The organism is Haemophilus haemolyticus (assembly GCF_003490935.1).
GTDB lineage: Bacteria > Pseudomonadota > Gammaproteobacteria > Enterobacterales > Pasteurellaceae > Haemophilus > Haemophilus haemolyticus_M.
On the sequence record NZ_QQGD01000001.1, the window covers coordinates 94,397 to 119,171 of the forward strand.

The window sequence follows — 24,775 nt, forward strand, 5'->3', positions numbered from 1 at the left end:
ATGAGCGGGTTTACCTTTAAACAATTCCATATCAATCAAGACGTCTGTGCGATGAAAGTCGGCACTGATGGCATTTTGTTAGGTGCTTGGGCTGATGTAAAACATTGTAAAAATATTTTAGATATGGGGAGTGGTACAGGGTTATTGGCTTTAATGTTGGCTCAACGAACAGAAGAAAACTGCCAAATTCAAGCGGTTGAGTTGGATCCCATTGCAGCAAAACAAGCGCAAGAAAATATCAATGATTCAGTGTGGAAAAATCGCATTCAGCTTATTCAAACGGATATACAACATTTTTTACAAACCACTGAACAAACCTTTGATTTAATTGTGGCAAATCCACCTTATTTTGAACAAGGTATTGCTTGCAAAAATGAGGAACGAGAATTAGCTCGTTATACCAAGCAAAGCCACTTAAATTGGTTAGAATGGGCTGCAATGCGCTTAGCGGAAAATGGGAAAATAAGTTTTGTTTTGCCTTATGATGCAGGGAAAACGCTTATAAAATCCACCGCACTTTTTTGCATAAAACAAACGAATATCATTACAAAAATGGGAAAAACGCCCCAAAGAATGCTACTTACCTTTGCCAAACAGCTACAAGTTTTAATGCAAGATCAATTAGTGATTTATGATGCGGATAATCAATACACAGAAGCGTTTATTGAATTGACTAAAGACTTTTATTTAAAATTTTAAAGGGGAGAAAATTCTCCCCTTGAACTGATAAAAAAACGCTTAATTACCATTCATAACCATAAGCAGCTCCAACCATAACATCTTTCTTACCTGACATATTGGATGCTCCACTGAATTTAACAATATGTTTACCATTATCTGTCAAGCGAGAATATCCAACTGCTAAGGCTTGTTCTCCACGGTAATGCGTGGTGGCGGTACTTATAGATGATCTACCTGCAGTATGTGGCTGAGGCAGCAACCCCATTGCACCCGCAATAGCAACTCCTCGACGTCCACGACGATCAACTTCATCCATTTTATTGTTTAAGTGATTAATTGAACGTGTATTTTGTGCCACAGATTGATTAGTTTCATATAATTGCTGACCATTTACCGCCTCTTTTGATATTGCAGAAATCTCACCAGCAGCTACATTCACTACTTTATTTCCGCCATTATCTAAGCCGTTTTCAGTAATAGAAACAGTTTTACTGCTGTTATTAATAGTCACGCCATTGGTATTCATAACTGTATTACCAGTGTGGACTTCTTTAACATTAACAATGTCATTTGGTGTGAGACTACTACCATTCGTACCATCTCTGCCGTCTCTGCCATCTCTACCGTTTTGTCCATCTTTACCATCTCTGCCGTCTCTACCATTTTGCCCTTTCAAATCAGGATTAGTTTTAATGGCATCGCTATCTAATTCCATAAATAGAACCTGATTATTTCCATCATTTTTTAGCGATGCTTTTAAGCCATTACCAAAAGAAAAACGAAGATTCGTTAAATTAAATGGTGTACCTAGTTGTGTACCAATATTAAAGTTAGCACCATTAACACTTCCACCGTTATAGAACTGTACAGGCGCGGCTGCCAGAGCTTTTAATTGTGCTACATTCACTGCATCAGTATCTTCTGAACCCGCAGCGACATTTGTGATTTGGCGAGTGATGCCTAAATCAGAATTACCCACAGATACCGCACCGGCAGAACTTCTCCAAGTATTGGCGTCATTGTAGTTGGCTTGAATCTCTGCTAGTGCCAATTTTTTAGCTGCAATGGCATCATCACGATTCTTACGCATCTTTGTCGTCGTTTCAGAAGCCTTATTACGAATATCTTCAGTTTTGCCATATAAACGGTCATATTCCGATACCTTTAAGATTTCATTATACGAAAAAATCTTCTCGTCTAATTCAATAATCTTTGCTCGTAAGTTGTTATAAGCTTCTAATTTCTTAGTTGATAGAACAGTACTCATATCTTTTAGTAGCGTTTCTGGTTTAGTCGCATTATATGCTGTAGATGCATAGCCTAATGGATCAAAACCAATTACATCGCTTTTTGTATTTGCTAAGGAGTTATCTCCTAGAGCTACTGTCGAATCAAATGTAGCCATAGCACTTGGACCAAGTGCGACAGAATTAACGCCTGTTGTTTGAGCTCCCGTACCAACAGAAACAGCATTTACTGCTTTTGTTTGTGCTTGATACCCAAAAGCAACACTATTGTTATACAATGATTCTGATTTTGAACCAATAGCACTGGAGTATATCCCGCGAGCATGAGCGTAAAGACCAATGGCATTAGAACCATATCCCCATGCACCATGTGTATGGTCTTTTGTATCATTTTGTACACCAATTGATACCGAATAATGCCCCATAGCTCTTGAATGTGTCCCTAAAGCTGATGAATAAGTACCTTGTGCATTTGATGATGTACCAATCGCTGTACCATAAGCCAAGATTTCTCCACTAATTTCATCTGTATTTGCATGAGCACCATTACCGATAGCTGTGGCACCTGTTGGCTCTTGTTTTGATCCAGATTTACCTGTTACTGCCCCTGTACCAACAGCAGTATTACCTGAATAAACTCCTCCGTCATGGTTCACAGAATCTGCACCAATGGCAATAGAAAGACCCGCTTGAGAATTTGCATTCCGACCGATAGCAATAGAGCCTCTAAAATCAGGACCTCCTATTTTCACTTTAGCACCTGAACCAATAGCGATAGCTTCTGTCATCCCTGCATTAGAACCATATCCTAGTGCTATAGATGTATAGCCCATAGCTTTCGCAGCTGTTCCGATAGATGAGCTAAAGTCACCTGTCGCCTCTGCTGCAAAACCATTTGCTAATGCTTGCATTCCAGTTGCTTTTGCCTTATATCCTGTTGCGATGCTTGCATAGTTAGTTGCTTTTGATTCAGCACCGAGCGCGACAGAATATACACCAGAAGCTAATGATTCATTACCAATCGCAACAGCTTGTCCACCAGTTGCGCCGAATGGGTTGGCTAACCCGAAACGAGCTAATTCTGGATTATTTGGATATAACGTTTTTTGTTCATTAAGTTTATTACGTGCCTTCGCAAATTTTTGGGCAAAATCAATAAACTTGTTACGTTTATCTTCTTCAGGAATAAGTTGTATTAATTTTGCATTATCTTGAATAAGTGTGGCTAAATTAGCCTCGCCCTGATTCGCATCCAATAATGATGTTAGAGTTGCTTCATCAGTAATATTATTTTTAATAGTTGTCTCATAATTAAGGAACATTCTAAGCTGATTTGGATCATCATAGAATTTCTTCATTTCATCTGTACTAGTATGCACTCCAATCGCAATTGCTCGTTCTCCTACCGAATAAGCATCTGCACCGACTGCAATACCATACTGATCAGTTGCCTCCGCGTATGCACCTAATGCGGTTGTATTAATACCAGTGGCCTGAGAGTTTGTCCCCATCGCTATTGCGTCAGTTTTAGTGGCTTTGGCGCCTAAGCCTATCGCAGCTGAATTACTGCCACTGGCTTCTGAATTCACTCCCACAGTAGTTGATTGATTGCCTGTCGCTTGTGCATTCATACCTACAGCAGTACCAAATAATGCCGCTTGAGAGTTTTTTCCCACAGTTGTACTACCGTTAGTATTTTCGCCCATTTTTTGTTCTAATTGGGTAATTCGATTAATTAATGTATTGTATTCTTCTTGTGTGAGAGTGACATTATCTGCCCATGCTGGAGCACTTAAAGCAGAAAAGAGAGAAAGGGAAACAAGAGAAATTTTTGCACTAAAGTGCGGTTGATTTTTGCTGTGTTTTGCTAAATTATGGCTGGCTGGCAGATTGTACATCATAAGTTATTCCTTTTTGTTGTTATATTTGTTTAAAAAATTTCATTGTTTTCTCTAAAAAAGAAGGCGTGAATTCTACTTAAACACTCAACAAAAAGCTATAAAATAATTTATCGTGAGTATGTTCACTCACGATAAAGCGAAGACTTATCTAAAATACCACTTAGCTAACAACACACCCGCATTCACTGCAATGTTTAAGCCTGATTTAATTGGGCTTGCGAGCGTTAAACGCACTTGTGTATCTTCTGGATTAGCTAAACTTTCCGTAGAACTTTCACTTAGCAGAAAAACTACTTTATTTTTTAGCTGCACTTTATCCAACGGCTCGCCTTGTTTATTGTGCGATACGTGAATAATTTGATAGCCTGATTTGCGCAATTGCATTAAAGCCGAATCAATATAATCCATTTCTAACACACGAATATATTCCGCGCCACCTTCTGCTACGCGCATTGAGGCTGCCGAATACAGATTTTCCGCATTATCGGCGACAATATTTTTCACGCCAAAATAAGCACAAGTACGCAATACGCCACCAATATTTTGCGCATTATTCACATTGTCCAATAGCACTAAACAATCCTCTTCACGAGGAATATCCAAATACCCTTGCAACGTGAAAGCACGAGGTTTCTTCACCAATAAGCAAATGCCTCCATGATGCTCTGTTCCGCTCACGCGAGCTAATTCTTCACTATCTACAATATGATAAGCCTTTTTGTTTTCAGCTAAATAACTTAATACCTCACCAATTTTGTGTGACATTTGCACGGTTGCCCATAAGCGAACAATACTTTCAGGGCGTTCTGCAAATAAAGCTAAACAGGCATTTTCACTGTAAACTTTCATTTCTTCCGCACGGTTTTTCTTAATTTTTTCAGGTGCTCGAGGAGAAAGTGCGCCAGTTTTCTTTTCTTTTGTTTTATAAACAGTACCCGTACTTTTTATCGTCACTTGAACCTTAGGTTGTTCTGCGTTTTTATTTGATGGCGCACGAGATAAAGAAAGTTGCGTAATTTTAGTTTCTTTTACTTCTTGTTTATCACGAGGAAAACGAGATTTTTCGTTTCTCTTTCCATTAAATTTATCATTAGAGTGCGGTCTATTTTGAGTTGGTTTTTCTCTGTATTTTTCACCTACTGAGCGTTCTTGAAAGGATCTGCCGGCGGATTGAAAAGACGGTTTGCGTTTGTCGTTCATAGGGTTTCCCTGAATAAAAATGGCTATTTTTTAGCCGAAAAATGCTAAAATTTGTGAGCATTATAACGAAAAAAAGCCTTTTTTCTATTAATAAGCGCGTGAAATATTGTAAACTAACGCACTAGTCTTTAATCACGAGATGGATTATGTTAATCAATAAAACCAAACGCGCTGAACAAAATTTAAATAATTTGCCATTCCTTGCCTTGCAAGCAGAGCAAATTGAATTTTTGGGTAGCCCGGCTGAATTTAAAACTCAAATTATTGAATTAATCAGAAACGCAAAAAAACGCATTTATGTCACCGCACTTTATTGGCAAAAAGATGAAGCGGGGCAGGAAATCCTCGATGAAATTTATCGCGTGAAGCAAGAAAATCCACACTTGGATGTAAAAATTCTCATAGATTGGCATCGCGCACAACGTAATTTATTAGGTGCGGAAAAATCTGCCACCAATGCAGATTGGTATTGCGAGCAACGCCAAACTTATCAGTTACCTGACGATCCAAATATGTTCTTTGGCGTGCCAATTAATACACGAGAAGTTTTTGGTGTATTGCACGTTAAAGGCTTTGTATTTGATGATACGGTGCTTTATAGCGGTGCAAGCATAAATAATGTCTATCTTCATCAATTTGAAAAATATCGTTACGACCGCTATCAAAAAATCGCTAATGCAGAATTGGCTGATTCGATGGTAAATTTCATCAATGATTACTTGTTAGATTTCAGTGCAGTTTATCCACTTGATGTCACCAACCGCCCTCGCACCAAAGAGATCCGCGGCAATATTCGCGCTTATCGTAAAGACCTTGCTCAAAATGGTGAATATTCATTAAAAAGTGCGGTGAAATTACCGAATGTTTTAAGCGTATCACCACTATTTGGCTTAGGTGCGTCAGGCAATGAATTAAATCAAGTGATTGAAGATTTATTCTTGCAAGTGCAAGAAAAATTGGTGATTTGTACGCCATACTTTAATTTCCCACGTACATTGCAACATAAAATAGCGACGTTGTTGGAAAATGGTAAACAAGTAGAAATTATTGTTGGCGATAAAGTCGCAAACGATTTTTATATTCCACCAGAACAACCATTCAAAATGGCGGGGGCGTTACCTTATCTTTATGAAAGTAATCTTCGCCGTTTCTGTGAAAAATTTGAGACTCAAATTGAAAATGGTCAGCTTGTGGTGCGTTTATGGCGTGATGGCGACAATACTTACCACTTAAAAGGCGTGTGGGTAGATGACCGTTATATTTTACTCACGGGTAATAATCTTAACCCTCGAGCATGGCGTTTGGATGCAGAAAATGGCTTATTAATTTACGATCCACAACAACAACTTTTAGCCCAAGTGGAAAAAGAGCAAAACCAAATTCGCCAACATACAAAAGTATTAAAACATTACACTGAATTAGAAGAATTGAATCAATACCCCGAACCAGTGCAAAAACTTTTGAAAAAATTTGCACGAATTAAAGCGGATAAATTAGTGAAAATGATTCTGTAATGCGATCTAATATTTAGATCCGATAACAAAGCCTTGTAAAAATGATCTATCCTAAAAAATTAGGCTGTTTAATCAGGATCTCGGTCCTTGATTAAACAGTCTAATTTTTTAGGAAAAGCTTCATTATTATCATTCTTTGGTTTTTAATTTTGCTTGAGTATGTTTAGTTAGCTATGTTTAACCAATTTCGTCCAGTTATAATAACCGTACAACGAGTTAAGTAAGTAGGCTGAATACATTAAGTACATCGCTGGTGTTTCTGCCCATAAGAAAATAGAAAGGATATTTAAAGCAATCCATAACAACCACTGTTCACGATAGCGCAAAATCATTAAAATCTGTGCAGCAACCGTAATAATTGTGGTTAGACCATCTAAACCTGTTGAACTACCACCAGCCGCTTGTAATGCTTGAACAAAAAGCAAAGTCCCAACCGTAGTCACAACAATTAATGTCATCCATCCTTTAACAGTTAAAGCTTTAGCAATCACGCTTTCTCCACCATCACTATTTTGCATATTGGCTTTCCACATAAAGTAACCAATAAATTGAGATGGCAAATATACATAGAGCACGGTATTCATTTCGCCTAAGAAATTCGATCCCCAAGCAACATAAAAATAAGTGTAAGCAAAAATTAATCCGAAGAAATAGTTACTAATTTTACCTTTACTTACCAATACCACACACAAAATACCGGAAATACCAGAAATCATTGCCAGCCAAGAATCAGGTGTTTGTACATAAGCCCAAATTTGCGCAATGATGAAAAGCGCAAGCCAAACTACCTCAAAAGGTTTCCAACCAGAAACAAATTCTTGTTTTAAACGTTCTGCCAAAGTCATTATTTACCCCTGTTGACTTAAATTTGAATGCGAGCATTCTTGCATTGTGCGTTGATAATGTAAAGATTCAGAGACATTTAATTCTCAACTTGTGAAATTCATCACATTTCGTTCAAATCCTAAGTAATTTATTATTCAGAAAACTCTCTAAAAATTTACCGCACTTTAAATACAATAATCTGGCTCAAGTGGTATTTTTGCTTGTAGTAAGAACTGTTTAGTCCGCTCGTGTTGTGGGCAAGAGAAGAATTTATCTGCTGTATTTTGTTCTACAATATGCCCATCCGCCATCAAAATTACACGATCTGCAACATCTTTCGCAAACTGCATTTCATGAGTAACGATAATCATTGTCCAGCCTTCTTGAGCGAGCATTTTTAGTGTTTGTAAAACTTCGCCAACCAATTCTGGATCTAACGCCGATGTAGGTTCATCTAATAAAATAATATCAGGTTTTACCGCAAGGGCTCGGGCAATTCCGACTCGCTGTTGCTGACCGCCAGAAAGTTGGGATGGAAATAAATCCGCTTTATTTTTTAGCCCTACCTTCTCTAACAAGCTAAGAGCCTTTTCTCTCGCCTGACTCTTATCTTGTTTTTGCACAACAACCATTCCTTCCATGATATTTTCAAGGGCGGAACGATGAGGAAATAAATTATATTGTTGAAATACCATTGATGAACGTCGGCGCAACTTCAATTCATCTGCTTTACTAATTTTCTGGCTAAAATCAATTTTTAGACTACCATCAGTAAATTCCAAAATGCCTTGCTCTGGTCTTTCAAGCAAATTTAAGCAACGTAAAAAGGTAGTTTTTCCAGAACCAGAAGGCCCTAAAATTGCGACCACTTCACCTTTATTAATTTCAAAATCAATACCTTTTAACACATGATTGCCATTAAAGTTTTTCTGAATATTACTTACTTTTAACATAGACAATCCTTACAAGTGACGAGAAAGACGTTTTTCTAAACGCATTTGACCAATAGATAACACAAGGCAGAAAACCCAATAAATTAATGCAGCCTCAGTATAAATCAAAATAAACTCATAATTCTCAGCTGTAATATTTTGTGCGACACGAAAGAGTTCTGCAATCCATACTAAAGAAGCCAAAGAGGTATCTTTCACCGTACTAATAAAAGTGTTAGAAAGCGATGGCACGGAAATGCGTAATGCCTGTGGCATTATCGTACGAATAAATGCCTGTTGATAATTCATTCCTATAGCATAAGAAGCCTCCCACTGCCCTTTGGGGATCGCAATAATTGATGCGCGCACAGTTTCTGCAGCATAAGCACCGATATTGACTGAGAAGGCAATAATTGCAGTTGGGAAAGGCTCGAGTTTAATGCCGACTTCAGGCAATCCATAGAAAATAATAAAAATCTGCACAAGCATTGGCGTACCACGAATAATAGAAATATAAGCGCGACAAATACTTTGCAAAAGTTTAGTCATAAAATTTGGATGAGGAAGCGTACAAATTACGGCAACAATTACCGCAATAAATAAGCCACAAAAAAAGGAAATAACGGCTAAGGGAATCGTATATAAAATTGCACCTTCCAACATAGGCCAAAACGAGCTGATTAAATAATCAGCTCGTTCTGCACTCATAAATGGAAGACTCGCTAACAAATTATTGAGTAATGTCATCACCAAACCATTTAATTGAAAGTTGTTTTAATGTACCGTCTTGGCGTAGTTCATCTAGTGCTTTATTCACTTTTACAATGAGTTCTTTTTCACCTTTCAAAAATGCAAAACCTGTCGGAATTTTCTTATCACTCTCAACGGCAATTTTTAAACCTGCATTTGGTTGTTTTTTGAAATAATCAAGCACAGCTAATTTATCATTCACTGTTGCATCAACACGTTCTTGTTTAACTGCTTCAAGATTTTGCGCAAGGCTATCTACTGTTACAATAATCGCGCCATTATCACGAGCATCTTTGCTCCAGTTACTCGTTGCTGATTGCGCTGATTTTTTACCTTTTAAATCAGAGAAAGTCTTAATGCTGTTATTATTTTCTTTCGTCACAATAACGCCAGCAGAATAATTATAAGGCGCAGAATAATCATATTTTTTTAAGCGCTCTGGACTTGGATTCGTTTGGTTTGCAATAACATCAAATCGTTTCGCATTCAAACCTGCATACATTCCATCCCAAGCGGTTTCTTTAAATTCAATTTTCAAACCTAGTTTTTCTGCCACTTTCTCAATGATTTCTACATCAAAACCGGTCAATTTTCCGTCTTTACCATGGAAAGTAAATGGAGCATAAGTACCCTCAGTTCCCACTAATAAAGTTTTAGTTTTTTCAACGCGATCAGCAATTTCACCAGCGTGAGAAAATGCAGAGAAAGCAATACCAGCACTTAAAAGTGCGGTTGTAAAAAATAATTTTTTCATTTTTTATTCCTTGTGTTGTGTTTGTCTAAGCATGATTATAAAAATCAAACTTATGAAAAAACAAGATTATTTATTTATATTTTATGAATTTTAGTTATAACAAAGCGAGATATGACCAATTACTATCAAAACAAGAAAATAATCTACCGCATTTTCTTGTAGAAAAACACATTTCTAAACAATGTAATCAATCTATTCTTATAACATTTCGGTAAAAAAATGCCTTTCTAAAGAAAGGCATTAGTAGAAATTTAAGATTATAAATAAACTTGTAATGTCTAATAGAAAAGTAGCGTACCTAATTACGCTTCATCACTTCCAGAAAAACGTTCAATTTTTGCACCTAAGCCACGTAATTTATCTTCGATATGTTCATAACCACGATCGATATGATAAATACGATCTACAATAGTCTCACCTGTTGCGATACAACCTGCAAGAACCAAACTGATTGATGCGCGTAAATCTGTCGCCATCACTTCTGCACCAGATAACTGCTCAACACCGTGACATACCGCAGTATTCCCTTCAATTTCAGCTTTACCGCCCATGCGAATTAATTCAGGAATATGCATAAAACGATTTTCAAAAATCGTTTCAGTAATAATACTTGTGCCCTCTGCCACCATATTTAATAAGGTGAATTGAGCCTGCATATCAGTAGGGAAACCCGGATGTGGCGCAGTACGAATATTCACTGCTTTAGGGCTCTTTCCAAACATATCTAAAGTAATGCTATTCTCAGTAACATCAACTTGAGCGCCAGCTTCACGAAGTTTATCGATCACTGCATCTAAAGTATCAGCCTTAGTATTTTGACAAACAACACGACCGCCCGAAATTGCTGCGGCAATTAAGAATGTACCCGTTTCAATGCGATCTGGCACGACACTATGCTCACAACCAGTTAAACGTTCAACACCTTCAATCATAATGTGATCAGAACCTGCACCAGATATTTTTGCGCCCATTTTATTGAGGAAGTCAGCGGTATCTACAATTTCAGGCTCACGAGCCGCGTTTTCAATCACGGTAGTGCCTTTCGCAAGCGTTGCGGCCATCATAATAGATAAAGTTGCACCTACGCTCACTTTTTCCATTACAATGCGAGTTCCCACAAGACGATCTAATACTTGTGCTTTTACATATCCTTCTTCAAGGACGATGTCCGCGCCTAATTTTTCTAAACCGCTAATATGGAGATCAACTGGACGAGCACCGATAGAGCAACCGCCAGGCAAAGATACTTGGCCTTGATGAAAACGAGCGACTAAAGGCGCCAATGCCCAAATCGAAGCACGCATAGTTTTAACCAATTCATAAGGTGCGGTGAAATGATCGATATTCGATGCATCTAATAAAACTGCGCCAGTTTCATCACGATCTACAACCACACCTAATTTACGTAAAATTTTCAAAGTGGTTTCAATATCTTTAAGCGCAGGAACGTTCGTGAGTTTAACTGGTTCTGTTGCCAAAATAGTGGCAAAAAGAATTGGAAGTGCGGCATTTTTGGCACCTGAAATATTCACTGTTCCACTTAAACGAGATTGCCCATAAACACGAAATTTTTCCATTTTTGAATCCTTAATTAAGTTGGTTTAATGCACGATCACGTTTCCACTTTTCAGTGGTATAAGTTTTAATTGTTAACGCGTGAATTTCGCCAGTAGTAAAATAAGCCATTAACGGAGCATAAATTGTTTGTTGTTGTTTTACGCGAGAAAGTGCAGCAATTTCATCACTCACGACAATCACGCCAAAATGCGCGTTTTCACCTTGAGCATAAACCTCTTCTACGTTTAGCGCATCTTTTAAAATTCGTTCAATTTCTTGAAGTTCCATCAGATTTCCGTTTAATTAAGATCTGTAAAATTTGCGATCCAATCAGACAAACCAACAAGATCTGCAAGGGTTAATAATTGTTTTGGTGGATAAACTAATCGCACTGTTTTGTTAAGCTTTTGACACTCTCGTAGAAAATCACAAAGAGCTGCAAAACCGGCTGAATCAATATGTTGAATACCAGACAAATCCCATTCAACAACCGTTTTATCCAGCGCATTATCTGATAAAAAAACGTCACGTTGCTGCCACATAGGCAACAACGTGTTGCGAGATAGCTCCCCTGACAAAAGGAGCGCTATCTTATCATCATTTTTCTTTAAATCCCAATTTAACATGGCAACAAGATTATTTGCTTAACGTTACAGGTTGGGCTGCTGATTTTTGTACTTGTGCAGTTAATGCATCAATGCCATGTTGACGCAAGATACCACTCCATTCTTGTTGTTTTGTCACAACCATGCTCACACCTTCAGCAACCATGTCATAAGCTTGCCATTCGCCAGTTTTACTATTTTTACGCCATTTAAAATCTAATTTAATTGGCGCAGCTCCGTTAACTTGAATAATATTCACACGAATATTTACTAAGTTTTTATCGCCTAATGCTTTTTCTGGCTCGATTTGAATTTGTTGATTTGAATATGCCGTTAATACTTGTGCATAAGCTTGTTCAATAAAATCACCAAAAGCTTTAAAGAATTTCTCACGTTGTTCAGGTGTAGTAGATTTGAAATGAGAACCTAGCACCAAAGAACCTGCATAATTGACTTGAACATAAGGCAGTAAATCATTACGAACGATAGTACGTAGATAATTTGGGTTCTTTTTAATTTGGCTTTGATTTGCCTGAATATCAGAAAACAATTTATCTGACGCTTGTTGCATCAATACATAAGGACTTGTTTCAGCCATAGCAGTACCAGCAGTAAAAAGTGCGGTAAATACTAAGGTTAAAATTGCAAACCATTTTTTCACTTGGAAAAATTTCATCATAAATCTCCTAAATAAATGTTAGTTGTTATTGTACTGTAGGCTCAGTCTTTTCACTGTTACCATCAGATTTTTTATCGCCGTAAAGGAATTGGCCGATTAAATCCTCCAACACCATAGCAGATTTTGTGTCTTGAATTTGGCTACCCTCTTTAAGCATAGCTGATTCACCATCATCAAATCCCATTGTTAATGCAATATATTGCTCACCTAATAAGCCAGATGTCTTAATTGATAAAGAACTGTTTTCTGGGATTTCATTATATTCCTGATTAATTGCAATACTAACTTTTGGTAAATAGCTTTTTTCATCAAGCGTAATACCGCTCACACGCCCAATAACCACTCCACCAATTTTTAATGGTGCACGTACTTTTAGTCCCCCAATATTATCAAAAGTTGCCGTCACAGTATAAGATTTCGTCTCACCAAAACCTTGTACGTTGGCTACGCGTAAACCTAAAAAAACTAAGGCGCCAATACCAAGTAATAAAAATAACCCGACCCAAAATTCATATTTAATTGTTTGTCTCATAAAAAAATCCTTAACCTGCTCCAAACATAATAGCAGTCAAAATAAAATCTAATCCTAGAACAACAAGAGATGCATGCACAACTGTGCGTGTTGTAGCTTGGCTGATGCCTTCTGATGTTGGCATACAATCATAACCATTAAAAAGCGCAATCCAAGTTACGGCTACAGCAAAGAAAACCGCTTTAATAAAGCCATTTAAAATATCATAGCTCCAACTGACGGAATTTTGCATAACAGACCAAAAGCTGCCTGAATCAACACCTTTCCAATCCACACCGACTAAGGAACCGCCCCAAATACCAATCGCGATAAACAAGATTGACAAAATTGGCATGGAAATAACGCCTGCCCAAAAACGAGGTGCAATCACTCGACGTAAAGGATCAACAGCCATCATTTCAAGACTAGAAAGTTGTTCAGTGGCTTTCATTAAGCCTATTTCAGCCGTCAATGCAGAACCCGCTCGACCAGCAAATAAAAGTGCGGTAACAACAGGCCCTAATTCTCGCAAAAGAGAAAGCGCTACAAGCTGCCCCAAACTTGTTTCAGCAGAAAAATCGACTAACACGACATAACCTTGTAGTCCTAATACCATTCCAATAAATAAACCGGACAACAAAATGATGAGTAACGATTGGACACCTAACACATGCATTTGCTTCACAAGCAAAGGAAAATGCTTACGAATTTGTGGCTTGCCGATCAATGCGCCAAATAACATAAAACCTGCTCGCCCTAATGCACGGAAAAAGTCGATCACCTGTTTTCCTAAAGCAGAAATAAAATTGACGATCATTCAAACAATTCCTTCACATAATCTTGCGCTGGGTACTTAAAGCGCACAGGACCATCAGATTCACCTTTTAAGAATTGCACCACTCGCGGATCTTGGCTTTGTAAAAGCTGCTCTGATGTTCCTTCTGCGATGACTTTTTGGTCTGCAATAATATAGGCATAATCTGCAATACTCAATACTTCCTCCACATCGTGCGACACCACGATAGAAGTCAAATTTAACGCTTCATTTAATCGTTTAATCAGGCTCAAAATTACGCCCATACTGATCGGATCTTGCCCAGTAAATGGCTCATCAAACATAATTAAATCTGGATCAAGCGCAATAGCGCGTGCTAACGCAGCTCGACGAGCCATACCACCAGAAAGTTCTGAAGGCATCAATGCGGCTGCGCCTCGCAACCCAACAGCCTCCAATTTCATCAACACGATTTGACGAATTAAACTTTCAGGCAAATGCGTATGTTCACGAATTGGAAAGGCGACATTATCAAAAGTAGAAATATCCGTAAAAAGCGCACCTGATTGGAATAACATCCCCATCCGCTTACGTACTTCGTACAGTTCACTATTAGATAGACGACAAATATCTTGCCCATCAAACAAAATTTCACCTTGTTCTGGTATTAGCTGCCCACCTATCAATTTAAGTAAGGTAGTTTTACCAATCCCCGACGGCCCCATGATCGCAGTGATTTTTCCCTTTTTTACTTGCAAATTCAGGTTATCGTAAATCACGCGATCACCGCGTTTAAAGGTGAGACTCTTAACTTCAATTAGATTTTGATTCATTAAAATCTCGTTTATAAATAAAAAGTGCGGTCGTTTTGACTAGCGTTTTTGTGAAAGGTTCATCTTACGACGAACAAATGCCATCATGCCGTGTAATACTAAAAACAACAATGATAAAGCATATAAAGGCATATTTCCCAACGCAGAATAAGGGGTTTTGCCTTCCGCAGGTGCAATTTTATGCGTCAACGTTGTTTCAATAAACTGTGGTGCCTGCGCTAACACCTTACCTTGTGCATCAACAAAGACGGAAATCCCCGTATTCGTTGCACGAATAAGTGGTTTACCCAATTCTAAAGCGCGCATTCTTGCCATCTGTAAATGTTGCCAAGGCCCAATCGAATCACCAAACCACGCATCATTAGATAACGTGAGCAAATAATCCGTATCTGGTTTCAAATTTTGTCGCACTTGTTCACCAAAAATAATCTCGTAGCAAATTGCTGGCGAAAAAGAGCGTTTTTTTGCCATTAAAGATGGCTGAATCGCATCCCCGCTTTGAAATGCAGACATCGGCAAATTAAACACTGAATTAAGTGGTCGCAGAATACTTTCTAGTGGAACATATTCACCGAACGGCACGAGATGATGCTTACTATAACGATTTGAAGTATCTGGCTGATAAGGAAAGTCTGGGTTTCCAGCAGTCATAATAGAATTAAGCAACTTACCAGATCTCGTATCTTGGAATACGGTTCCAACCATTATCTCCGTTTTCGTTTCTTTAGCTGCTCGATCTAATCCTTCAAAAAATGGGGTAATCGCATTTTCAAGAGTTGGCAACGCTGATTCAGGCAAAATAATTAAATCTGTTTTACCAAGATTTTCTGCAATTAATTTTTGATAAATCTCCAAAGTAGAATAGAAATAAGCTGGATCCCATTTGAGATTTTGTTCAATATTTCCTTGAGCAAGTGTGACTGAAATTGCCTTATCTTCAACAGATTTTACAAAGTGAATTCGGGATGAATAAGCACTTAATCCCCCCACGATGATCAATAACAAAACATTCGCCAAGACTAATTTAAGATTTTTCGTTTTAAACAAAGACGAAACGAGATTAAACATCACCGCACTTGCCCAAACGGTAAAAAACGTCAATCCTGTTACGCCAAAAATCGGGGCAATGCCATAAAATGGGCTGTCAATTTGTGTATAACCAAACTGAAGCCAAGGAAAACCGGTAAAAATCCAACCACGTAAAAACTCTGTCAATGTCCAAATCACGGCAAAAATTACCGCACTTTGAACGTTGAAACGCTGAACCAAATAGGTAAAGAGCATCGGGTATAGCGCAAGATAAGCCGCAAGTAAACCGACAAGGAAATAACTCACACCTAAAGACGCACCACCAAATTGGTGAATACTGACATTAAGCCAACTCACCCCAAAGCAGAAAAATCCCATCGACCACAAAAACGTCGCTAAAAGTGCGGTGGATTTTTTAGAATTTTTAGCGACATAAAGTAAACCGAGTAAAGAAACATAGGCTAAAGGCCAATAATCAAATGGCGAAAAGGCAAAAACACCGACTAAACCAGATATAATCGCAATAAGATAAGTAAAATATTTATTCATAAATTCAATATATTTTGCACGCCTTCACGAGCGTCTTTTGTATTGGGATTTGAAATCCCATTCCAAGTAAATAAAAAGCACGCGTTAGAAAACGCGCGCCATCATTGAGGATGATAAAATGCTATTCGGCTTTTTCTTCCACATCATCTATTTCAGCCAAATGTTCATCTGGCACGGTCACTCGAAGTTGAATCAATCGGCGACTATCTGCCGAGGTGACTTTAAATTGAAGATTTTTCAACGTAATTTCTTCACCACGTTTTGGTAAATAACCAAAAGTTTGCATAATCAGCCCACCAATGGTATCGACTTCCTCATCATCAAAATCCGTATTAAATTGCGCATTGAAATCATCAATATCGGTGAGTGCACGCACCGCATAAGTATGGCGAGAAAGCTGACGAATATCCGCAACTTCTTCTTCATCAAATTCATCTTCAATATCGCCAACAATTTGTTCCAAAATATCTTCAATGGTAACAAGGCCTGATACCGCACCAAATTCATCCACCACAATGGCCATATGGAAACGCTCAGAGCGGAAATCTTTCAACATACGATCCACTCTTTTGCTTTCTGGCACAATCACTACTGGGCGCAATAATGAAGATAAATCAAACTCTTCCGCATCTTCACGTAAAAATTTCAATAAATCTTTCGCATGCAAAATACCTACGATATTATCGCGATCATCCGCATCGGCAATCACAGGAAAACGAGAATGAGCGGATTCAATAATTGTGTTTAAACAAGTATTTAAATCTTGTTGATCTTCAATAAAAATAATTTGTGAACGGGGAATCATAATATCTCGAACACGAAGCTCCGCTATTTCCATCACGCCTTCAATCATTTCACGAGTATTTTGATCAATTAAATCGTTTTGTTCTGAATCGCGAATCACTTCCACAAGCTCTTCACGATTTTTTAGTTCACCTTGAAAAAAGCGACCAAATAAAGATTGGAAAAAAGGTTTTTTCGTATTTTCGGATTGGTTTGAATTTTGCTGTTCGTCGTTCATATTGGTTTGTAGTTGATGTCTTATTGACAGCGAAAAAGTATCATATTTTGAGCATCTTCGCAAAGATAAAGATAAAGCAAGGGAAAAGAAAAGTGCGGTGAAATATCTCTTTGTTTTCTACCGCACTTCAATTCTATAAGAACTTAAACTCCGTCCATTGATAATATCGCTCTCCTGCTTTTTGAATTCCGCCGTAATTTTGCCATTCAGGATGATTTGGGGTGTCGGGTAAACATTGGGTTTCTAGTGCTACGCCAGAAAAATCGGCATATAATTCGCCATTTCTCGTTGGTGTACCTGCAAGATAATTACCCGTATAAACCTGCAATGCGGCTTGCGAGGTTCTGACTTCCAAACTTAAATCACCAGTTGGAGAGGTCAGTAAAACACAAGGCTTTTGCCAAGCTTTATTGACAATAAAGGAATGATCGTAACCTTTTGTTGCTTGCTGATCCCCTTGTAAAAAATCTTGCTTGATGCATTTAGCAATACGGAAATCAAAACTCGTATTCACTACGTGTTTTAATGGAGAATTAGGAATCCCCTCATTATCTACAGGCAGATAAAAATCAGCATTTAAACGTAATGTATGTTCACGCACGTCACTGCCTTGCTCTGCATTTTCTAAATTGAAATAGGCATGATTAGTTAGGTTCAATGCAGAATCCGTATCACACATCCCTGCATATTCAATTTTTACGCTATTATCATCTGTTAGCGTATAGGTTACCGACACATCCACATTACCAGGAAAACCTTGATCACCATCCTCTGAATGTAATGAAAAGCACACAAAATTCTCACCGCACTCTTGAATTTTCCAACGGCGTTTATCAAAGCCCTCTCCACCATGAAGTTGATGTTTACCTTGATTACTTTTCAATTGAATGAGTTCACCGTTCAATTCAAATTGTGCATTTGCAATACGATTTGCATAACGCCCTACGCTTGCGCCTAAATAGCTTTGATGAGTGGGATAATCCTCTACCTTACAACCCAATAAAACCTCGCGCAAGGTGCCATTTACAGGCACTTTACAAGAAAGCCAAGTTGCGCCCCAATCCATAAATTGAACACGCATTCCATTTTCATTTTGCAAGGTTATCAGCTGATAAGGTACACCATCAGGCGCATTAAAAGTGGTTTGTTCTAACATCATTTTCTTAAATCACTCGAACACCTTGTGATGCAGTGCACACATAAAAAGTTTCTTTTAAACCTGTCGTTTTCTCGTAATTATCCGCAATAATTTTACGAACTGCATCGACTTTATCATGCGGCGCAAGTGCGACAATACAGCCACCAAAACCGCCGCCCGTCATACGTGCACCGCCACTTTTGCCAATAACAAGTTGAGCCAATTCAACTAAATAATCAATTTGTGGCACGGTGATTTCAAAATCATCACGCATTGAATCATGAGATTCCCCCATTAACTCACCTAAACGAGTCAAATCATTCTTCTTCAATGCTTCTACTGCATCAAGTACTCGTTGATTTTCTGTTACGACATGACGAGCACGTTTTGCTGCTAACGGAGAAAGTGCGGTCAATTCTGCTTCTCTTTTTCGGAATTGTTCAACTGAAACATCACGCAACGCTTTTACTCCAAAAAATTTTGCAGCCTCTTCACATTGCTGACGGCGAGTATTGTATTCGCCTGTTACCAAATCGTGCGGTACGTTTGAATTCACAATAATTACGGCGACATCTTGTGGTACGGGGGTTGTAGTGGTTTCAAGACTACGACAATCAATCATCAATAAGTGATTTTCCTGCCCAAGCGCAGAAATTAACTGATCCATATTGCCACAATTAGCACCAACAAATTGGTTTTCAGCCTTTTGCCCATTCAATGCTATATCCGTGTGAGAAAGTGGTAAATCGCCAAGTTGTTGGCAGAATTTACCCACCGCAACTTCTAACGCTGCAGATGAACTTAATCCAGAAGAAAGAGGTACATTTCCAGAAATCACTAAATTTGCACCTTGTTGAAAATCTGGGTAACGTTCTTGGATAAATTTTATAACCCCACGCACATAATTAGCCCATTTGTGTCCACTCTTAGGAATTTCAACATTGAGAGAAAATTCATCAGTTTCATCAAGATCCGCCGCATAAACATTCCAAATATGATCATCTCGTTTTGTACCAGAAACGGCCGTGCCAAAATTAATCGCACAAGGCATAACAAAGCCGTCGTTGTAGTCGGTATGTTCACCGATGATATTTACTCGGCCAGGTGCATAGACGGTAATTTCTGGCAAATTTTTATGCTGTTTATTGAAAATTTGTTGAGCATTTTGGATTGGGGTCATATTTCTATCCTTTATATTAAATCTGTACTAGATCTGCCCCCTCTTTGCTAAAGAGGAGGCTGGCTATATTATTTAGTTCTTTCTTTATAATGAACTTCACTCAAAGCACGTAATCGCTCTGCAGCCTGTTCTGCCGTTAAATCGCGTTGGCTTTCGCCTAACATTTCATATCCCACCATAAATTTACGCACGGTTGCTGAGCGTAAAAGAGGAGGGTAAAAATGAGCATGTAGCTGCCAATGTTCGTTCTCTTCGCCATTAAATGGTGCGGCATGAAATCCCATTGAATATGGGAAAGAGGTCTCGAATAGATTGTCGTATTTGGTCGTCAATTTTTTCAAAATAACCGCAAGATCTTTTGATTGTTCGTCACTTAATTCAGTTAAACGTTTTACATGAGTTTTTGGTAAAAGCAATGTTTCAAACGGCCAAACAGCCCAATAAGGCACTAAAGCTACCCAATGTTCAGTTTCAACGACAATACGTTCTTTTAATTCCAGTTCTCGTTTCACATAATCAACTAGCATTACTGAACCATGTTTTAATAAATAATCGCGTTGTGTGCGATCTTCACGAGCAACTTCATTTGGCAAGAAACTATTCGCCCAAATTTGACCATGTGGATGAGGGTTCGAACACCCCATTGCTGCCCCTTTGTTTTCAAAAATTTGCACCCATTGGTATTTTGCGCCGAGTTCACGAAGTTGTTCTTGCCATACTTTAATCACTTCTTCAATCTCAAGTGCGGTCAATAATGGCAATGTTTTACTATGATCTGGAGAGAAACAAATAACGCGACTTTCACCACGAGCTTGAGAACTTTGGAAAAGCGGATCTGAGGATTTTTCAGGGGCTGGCGTATCTTCTAAAAGCGCGGAAAAATCATTTTTAAACACATAAGGTTTACGATAATCTGGATTTAATTCACCTGTAATACGCTTATTACTCGGGCAAAGATAACAAGTTGGATCATAACTTGGTTTTTGTTCTTCATTCGCTTTTTCTTGTTGCCCTTGCCATGGACGTTTAGCACGATGTGGTGATACCAAAACCCATTGATCAATTAACGGATTATAGCGACGATGTGGATGCTCTGTTGGTTCAAAAATATCACTCATAATTGGCCCCTTTCTAAATTGTAAACGGTTACACAAAATACTGCGCATAAGATAGCAAATTCACAAAAATAAACCGTGATCAGTATCACATAATGGGAAAATCTCTGAAAGTTTTTTGTGATCTCGGTTACAAATCAGAAAGTAACCGCTTTCAATTTTATCTAGAAAGAACATAATAAGAAACGTGATTTCATTATGGAGAGCATTCTATGAGCACCATTCATGATGTAGCCGAATTAGCCCATGTATCTATTGCTACTGTTTCTCGTGTTGTAAATCAACATCCCTCAGTGAGTGAAGATACCCGCCTTGCAGTAAAACAAGCAATTGAACAACTTAATTATCAGCCCAATGCAAATGCTAAAGCCCTTGCAATACAAAACACCGATACAATTGGAGTGGTTGTCACCGATGTAACAGACTCGTTTTTTGCTATTTTAGTGAAAGCCGTAGATAAAGTCGCAGAAGCACACCGTAAAACAATCTTGATTGGCATTGGCTATCACCATGCAGAAAAGGAGCGTGAAGCTATTGATACTTTACTTCGCAAACGTTGTAGTTGTTTAGTTGTGCATTCGAAAGCGTTATCTGACGATGAACTTAGCCATTATTTGAAAACAGTACCAGGAATGGTGATTATCAACCGAGTGATTCAAGGCTATGAAAATCGTTGCGTAAGTTTAGATAATAAAAAGGGAACCTACTTAGCAACAGAAATGCTTATCCGTTGTGGTCATAAACATATCGCCTATATTGGTTCTAATCATGCTATTTTCGATGAAATTGAGCGTCGCGATGGTTATCTTACTGCATTAAAAGATCACAATTATCCAATTATTGAGCATGCCATAACGCACAATTCACCAGACTTCGAGGGTGGTGAAAAAGCAATGATTGATTTACTTAGTTATAACAAAGATCTCACTGCGGTCGTAGCTTATAACGATTCAATGGCTGCGGGAGCCATTTCAGTTCTCAATGAAAACAATATTAGTGTACCAAGCCAATTTTCAATCATTGGTTTTGACGATATGCCAATCGCTCGTTATTTAATTCCTAAATTGACCACAATTCGCTATCCTATTGATTTAATGGCAACTTATGCAGCCAACCTTGCATTAAGCCTTGTCGATAATGAGGTGAGAACGCCATCAACAATTCAATTTAACCCAACATTAGTACGTCGTTTTTCTGTGGAATCTATCTAAATTTGAAGATAAACGCACTCATAAAATGTGATAGCGATCACAAATCCGAATTTTTAATGTAATCGTTTTCATTTATGTGAGTTTGATCACAGATTCCAAGCAGATTATTCGCTAATATGGCATCAATTGCAGAATGTAATGCAATATTTATCTCTAACATCAACATTCCAAAATAGGAGCGTTATTATGAAAAAAACAGCAGTATTAAGTGCGGTTGCTTTGGCTATCGGTTTAGGTGCAGCATCTTCTAGCTTCGCAGCAAGTAACAAAATTGGTGTAACCATTTACAAATACGATGACAACTTCATGTCTTTAATGCGTAAAGAAATTGATAAAGAAGCTAAAGCACTTGGTGGCATTAACTTATTAATGAATGACTCCCAAAATGCACAATCAATTCAAAATGACCAAGTTGATGTATTACTTTCCAAAGGTGTGAAAGCTCTTGCAATTAACTTAGTTGACCCTGCTGCAGCACCAACCATTATTAGCAAAGCAAAACCAGATAACATTCCTGTTGTATTCTTTAATAAAGACCCAGGTGCAAAAGCTATCGGTTCTTATGAACACGCTTACTATGTAGGTACTGATCCAAAAGAATCTGGCTTAATTCAAGGGGATTTAATTGCAAAACAATGGAAAGAGAATCCAGCTCTAGACTTAAATAAAGATGGTAAAATCCAATTTGTATTATTAAAAGGTGAACCAGGTCACCCAGATGCTGAAGCACGTACAAAATTCGTAGTTGAAGAACTTAATGCGAAAGGTATCCAAACTGAACAATTATTTATTGATACTGGTATGTGGGATGCTGCAATGGCGAAAGATAAAGTAGATGCTTGGTTATCTAGCTCTAAAGCGAACGACATTGAAGTCATTATTTCTAACAACGATGGTATGGCATTAGGCGCATTAGAAGCAACCAAAGCACATGGTAAAAAACTCCCAATCTTTGGTGTGGATGCATTACCAGAAGCATTACAACTCATCAAAAAAGGTGAACTTGCTGGTACTGTGTTAAACGATGGTGTGAACCAAGGTAAAGCGGTTGTTCAATTATCTAACAACTTAGCACAAGGCAAAGCAGCAACTGAAGGCACAAAATGGGAATTAAAAGATCGTGTTGTACGTATCCCTTATGTTGGTGTAGATAAAGACAACTTAGGCGACTTCTTAAAATAATTTCTCATCAATTTTTGTTGTAATCCAAGGGGAAGTTGCCCTTCCCCTTTTTAACGAGGTTGGATATGACATCTCAAACTCAAAGTCAAGACAGCCAAGTGCTGCTCACAATGACCAATGTCTGCAAGTCCTTTCCTGGCGTAAAAGCCTTAGATAACGCAAACTTAACGGTTCGTTCACATTCTGTTCATGCTTTAATGGGTGAGAACGGCGCGGGAAAATCTACATTACTAAAATGCTTATTCGGCATTTATGCCAAAGATGAAGGTGAAATCCTTTTCTTAGGTCAACCCGTCAATTTTAAAACATCTAAAGAAGCCCTTGAAAATGGTATTTCAATGGTGCACCAAGAACTCAACCTCGTACGCCAAACTAGCGTAATGGATAATTTGTGGCTTGGACGCTACCCACTTAAAGGACCTTTTGTCGATCACGCAAAAATGTACCGTGATACTAAAGCGATTTTTGACGAATTAGATATTGATGTAGATCCTAAAGAAAAGGTCGCCAAACTTTCAGTTTCTCAAATGCAGATGATCGAAATTGCGAAGGCGTTCTCGTATAACGCGAAAATCGTAATCATGGATGAACCAACATCCTCACTTTCTGAAAAAGAAGTTGAGCATCTGTTTAAAATTATCGACAAATTAAAACAACGCGGTTGCGGAATTATTTATATTTCTCACAAAATGGATGAAATCTTCAAAATCTGTGATGAAATTACTATTTTACGCGACGGTAAATGGATCAACACAGTAAACGTGAAAGAATCCAGCATGGAACAAATTGTCGGAATGATGGTAGGTCGTGAATTAACACAACGTTTCCCCGAAAAAACAAACACGCCAAAAGAAGTAATTTTACAGGTAGAAAATCTTACCGCTAAAAATCAACCATCCATTCAAGACGTATCTTTTGAATTACGAAAAGGTGAAATTCTCGGTATTGCAGGTCTTGTAGGGGCTAAACGTACCGATATCGTTGAAGCTATTTTTGGCGTACGTGAATTAACCGAAGGAACTATCAAGTTACACGGAAAAACCGTGAAAAATCATACCGCACTTGAAGCGATTAATAATGGCTTTGCATTGGTAACTGAAGAGCGTCGTTCAACAGGTATTTACTCTAATTTAAGCATTGAATTTAACTCTTTGATTTCAAATATGAAATCTTATCTCACACCATGGAAATTACTTAGCACGAAGAAAATGAAAAGTGATACCCAGTGGGTAATTGATTCAATGAATGTTAAAACGCCATCACATAGAACAACAATTGGTTCTCTTTCTGGCGGCAACCAACAAAAGGTCATTATCGGTCGTTGGCTTTTAACTCAACCTGAAATTCTGATGCTTGATGAGCCGACTCGTGGTATCGACATCGGGGCAAAATTTGAAATTTACCAACTCATTCAAGAACTCGCTAAAAAAGATAAAGGCATTATTATGATTTCATCAGAAATGCCTGAATTACTAGGTGTAACTGACCGTATTTTAGTGATGAGTAACGGTAAATTAGCGGGTATTGTAGAAACTGCAAAAACTTCACAAGAAGAAATCTTGCAACTCGCTGCGAAATATTTATAA

The 24,775-nt window shown here is 38.1% G+C and carries 23 protein-coding genes; 5 read left to right on the forward strand and 18 right to left on the reverse strand.

What is annotated here, in order from left to right; translation table 11 throughout:
• The gene (locus tag DV417_RS00550; RefSeq protein ID WP_118877928.1) at positions 1-699 is read left to right on the forward strand and encodes a tRNA1(Val) (adenine(37)-N6)-methyltransferase; all 699 of its coding nucleotides are present in this window, start codon (positions 1-3) and stop codon (positions 697-699) included.
• A gap of 43 nt (positions 700-742) precedes the next feature.
• On the opposite strand, the gene DV417_RS00555 is transcribed toward DV417_RS00550, so the two are convergent.
• On the reverse strand, positions 743-3,829 hold the full coding sequence (locus DV417_RS00555; RefSeq protein WP_118877929.1) for a YadA-like family protein: 3,087 nt from the start codon (positions 3,827-3,829) through the stop codon (positions 743-745).
• Between the two features lie 144 nt (positions 3,830-3,973).
• Entirely contained in the window at positions 3,974-5,029 is a 1,056-nt protein-coding gene (locus DV417_RS00560) for a tRNA/rRNA methyltransferase (protein ID WP_118808136.1), read from the reverse strand.
• A gap of 146 nt (positions 5,030-5,175) precedes the next feature.
• Here DV417_RS00560 and pssA point away from each other — a divergent pair, with 146 nt between their 5' ends.
• Positions 5,176-6,543, forward strand: coding sequence for a CDP-diacylglycerol--serine O-phosphatidyltransferase (pssA, locus tag DV417_RS00565; protein ID WP_118808137.1), 1,368 nt, complete (start codon positions 5,176-5,178; stop codon positions 6,541-6,543).
• A gap of 167 nt (positions 6,544-6,710) precedes the next feature.
• Here pssA and pnuC read toward each other — a convergent pair whose 3' ends face one another.
• The 16 genes from pnuC to galT all read right to left on the reverse strand — a co-directional run bounded on the left by pnuC (position 6,711) and on the right by galT (position 20,799).
• Complete coding sequence (gene pnuC, locus DV417_RS00570) at positions 6,711-7,388, reverse strand: nicotinamide riboside transporter PnuC (protein ID WP_118782009.1); 678 nt, start codon at positions 7,386-7,388, stop codon at positions 6,711-6,713.
• A 165-nt stretch (positions 7,389-7,553) separates the two neighbouring features.
• The gene (locus DV417_RS00575) at positions 7,554-8,321 is read right to left on the reverse strand and encodes an amino acid ABC transporter ATP-binding protein (protein WP_114908661.1); all 768 of its coding nucleotides are present in this window, start codon (positions 8,319-8,321) and stop codon (positions 7,554-7,556) included.
• Positions 8,322-8,330: 9 nt separating this feature from the next.
• The gene (locus DV417_RS00580) at positions 8,331-9,047 is read right to left on the reverse strand and encodes an amino acid ABC transporter permease (RefSeq protein ID WP_118877930.1); all 717 of its coding nucleotides are present in this window, start codon (positions 9,045-9,047) and stop codon (positions 8,331-8,333) included.
• Entirely contained in the window at positions 9,031-9,804 is a 774-nt protein-coding gene (locus tag DV417_RS00585; protein WP_118877931.1) for an amino acid ABC transporter substrate-binding protein, read from the reverse strand. Before DV417_RS00585 ends, DV417_RS00580 begins: the two co-directional genes overlap by 17 nt.
• A 302-nt stretch (positions 9,805-10,106) precedes the next feature.
• Positions 10,107-11,381 carry a UDP-N-acetylglucosamine 1-carboxyvinyltransferase gene (murA, locus tag DV417_RS00590; RefSeq protein ID WP_118877932.1) on the reverse strand — a complete coding sequence of 425 codons (1,275 nt, stop codon included), beginning with the start codon at positions 11,379-11,381 and terminating at the stop codon, positions 10,107-10,109.
• Between the two features lie 10 nt (positions 11,382-11,391).
• Complete coding sequence (locus tag DV417_RS00595) at positions 11,392-11,649, reverse strand: BolA family protein (RefSeq protein ID WP_005631356.1); 258 nt, start codon at positions 11,647-11,649, stop codon at positions 11,392-11,394.
• An 11-nt stretch (positions 11,650-11,660) separates the two neighbouring features.
• Complete coding sequence (locus DV417_RS00600) at positions 11,661-11,987, reverse strand: STAS domain-containing protein (protein WP_118877938.1); 327 nt, start codon at positions 11,985-11,987, stop codon at positions 11,661-11,663.
• A gap of 10 nt (positions 11,988-11,997) precedes the next feature.
• Entirely contained in the window at positions 11,998-12,642 is a 645-nt protein-coding gene (mlaC, locus tag DV417_RS00605; protein ID WP_192805953.1) for a phospholipid-binding protein MlaC, read from the reverse strand.
• A gap of 28 nt (positions 12,643-12,670) precedes the next feature.
• Positions 12,671-13,177, reverse strand: coding sequence for an outer membrane lipid asymmetry maintenance protein MlaD (mlaD, locus tag DV417_RS00610; protein ID WP_065265310.1), 507 nt, complete (start codon positions 13,175-13,177; stop codon positions 12,671-12,673).
• A gap of 10 nt (positions 13,178-13,187) precedes the next feature.
• Positions 13,188-13,973 (reverse strand): lipid asymmetry maintenance ABC transporter permease subunit MlaE, encoded by a 786-nt coding sequence (gene mlaE, locus DV417_RS00615; RefSeq protein WP_005628334.1) that lies wholly within the window; start codon positions 13,971-13,973, stop codon positions 13,188-13,190.
• Positions 13,970-14,764: a phospholipid ABC transporter ATP-binding protein MlaF gene (gene mlaF, locus DV417_RS00620; protein WP_118877940.1), complete on the reverse strand. Its 795-nt coding sequence runs from the start codon at positions 14,762-14,764 to the stop codon at positions 13,970-13,972. The genes mlaE and mlaF overlap by 4 nt, the downstream gene beginning before the upstream one ends.
• A 39-nt stretch (positions 14,765-14,803) precedes the next feature.
• On the reverse strand, positions 14,804-16,342 hold the full coding sequence (gene lnt / locus DV417_RS00625) for an apolipoprotein N-acyltransferase (protein ID WP_118877942.1): 1,539 nt from the start codon (positions 16,340-16,342) through the stop codon (positions 14,804-14,806).
• 121 nt (positions 16,343-16,463) lie between these two features.
• Positions 16,464-17,363: a CNNM family magnesium/cobalt transport protein CorC gene (corC, locus tag DV417_RS00630; RefSeq protein WP_118877944.1), complete on the reverse strand. Its 900-nt coding sequence runs from the start codon at positions 17,361-17,363 to the stop codon at positions 16,464-16,466.
• Between the two features lie 133 nt (positions 17,364-17,496).
• Positions 17,497-18,519 carry a galactose-1-epimerase gene (gene galM / locus DV417_RS00635; protein ID WP_118877947.1) on the reverse strand — a complete coding sequence of 341 codons (1,023 nt, stop codon included), beginning with the start codon at positions 18,517-18,519 and terminating at the stop codon, positions 17,497-17,499.
• A gap of 7 nt (positions 18,520-18,526) precedes the next feature.
• Positions 18,527-19,681, reverse strand: coding sequence for a galactokinase (gene galK, locus DV417_RS00640; RefSeq protein ID WP_118877949.1), 1,155 nt, complete (start codon positions 19,679-19,681; stop codon positions 18,527-18,529).
• A 68-nt stretch (positions 19,682-19,749) separates the two neighbouring features.
• The gene (galT, locus tag DV417_RS00645) at positions 19,750-20,799 is read right to left on the reverse strand and encodes a galactose-1-phosphate uridylyltransferase (RefSeq protein WP_118877951.1); all 1,050 of its coding nucleotides are present in this window, start codon (positions 20,797-20,799) and stop codon (positions 19,750-19,752) included.
• Between the two features lie 209 nt (positions 20,800-21,008).
• On the opposite strand from galT, the gene DV417_RS00650 reads away from it, so the two are divergent.
• The 3 genes from DV417_RS00650 to mglA all read left to right on the forward strand — a co-directional run bounded on the left by DV417_RS00650 (position 21,009) and on the right by mglA (position 24,775).
• The gene (locus DV417_RS00650; RefSeq protein WP_005636818.1) at positions 21,009-22,007 is read left to right on the forward strand and encodes a substrate-binding domain-containing protein; all 999 of its coding nucleotides are present in this window, start codon (positions 21,009-21,011) and stop codon (positions 22,005-22,007) included.
• Positions 22,008-22,193: 186 nt separating this feature from the next.
• Positions 22,194-23,189, forward strand: coding sequence for a galactose/glucose ABC transporter substrate-binding protein MglB (mglB, locus tag DV417_RS00655; protein WP_065245758.1), 996 nt, complete (start codon positions 22,194-22,196; stop codon positions 23,187-23,189).
• Between the two features lie 65 nt (positions 23,190-23,254).
• Positions 23,255-24,775, forward strand: coding sequence for a galactose/methyl galactoside ABC transporter ATP-binding protein MglA (gene mglA / locus DV417_RS00660; RefSeq protein WP_005633425.1), 1,521 nt, complete (start codon positions 23,255-23,257; stop codon positions 24,773-24,775).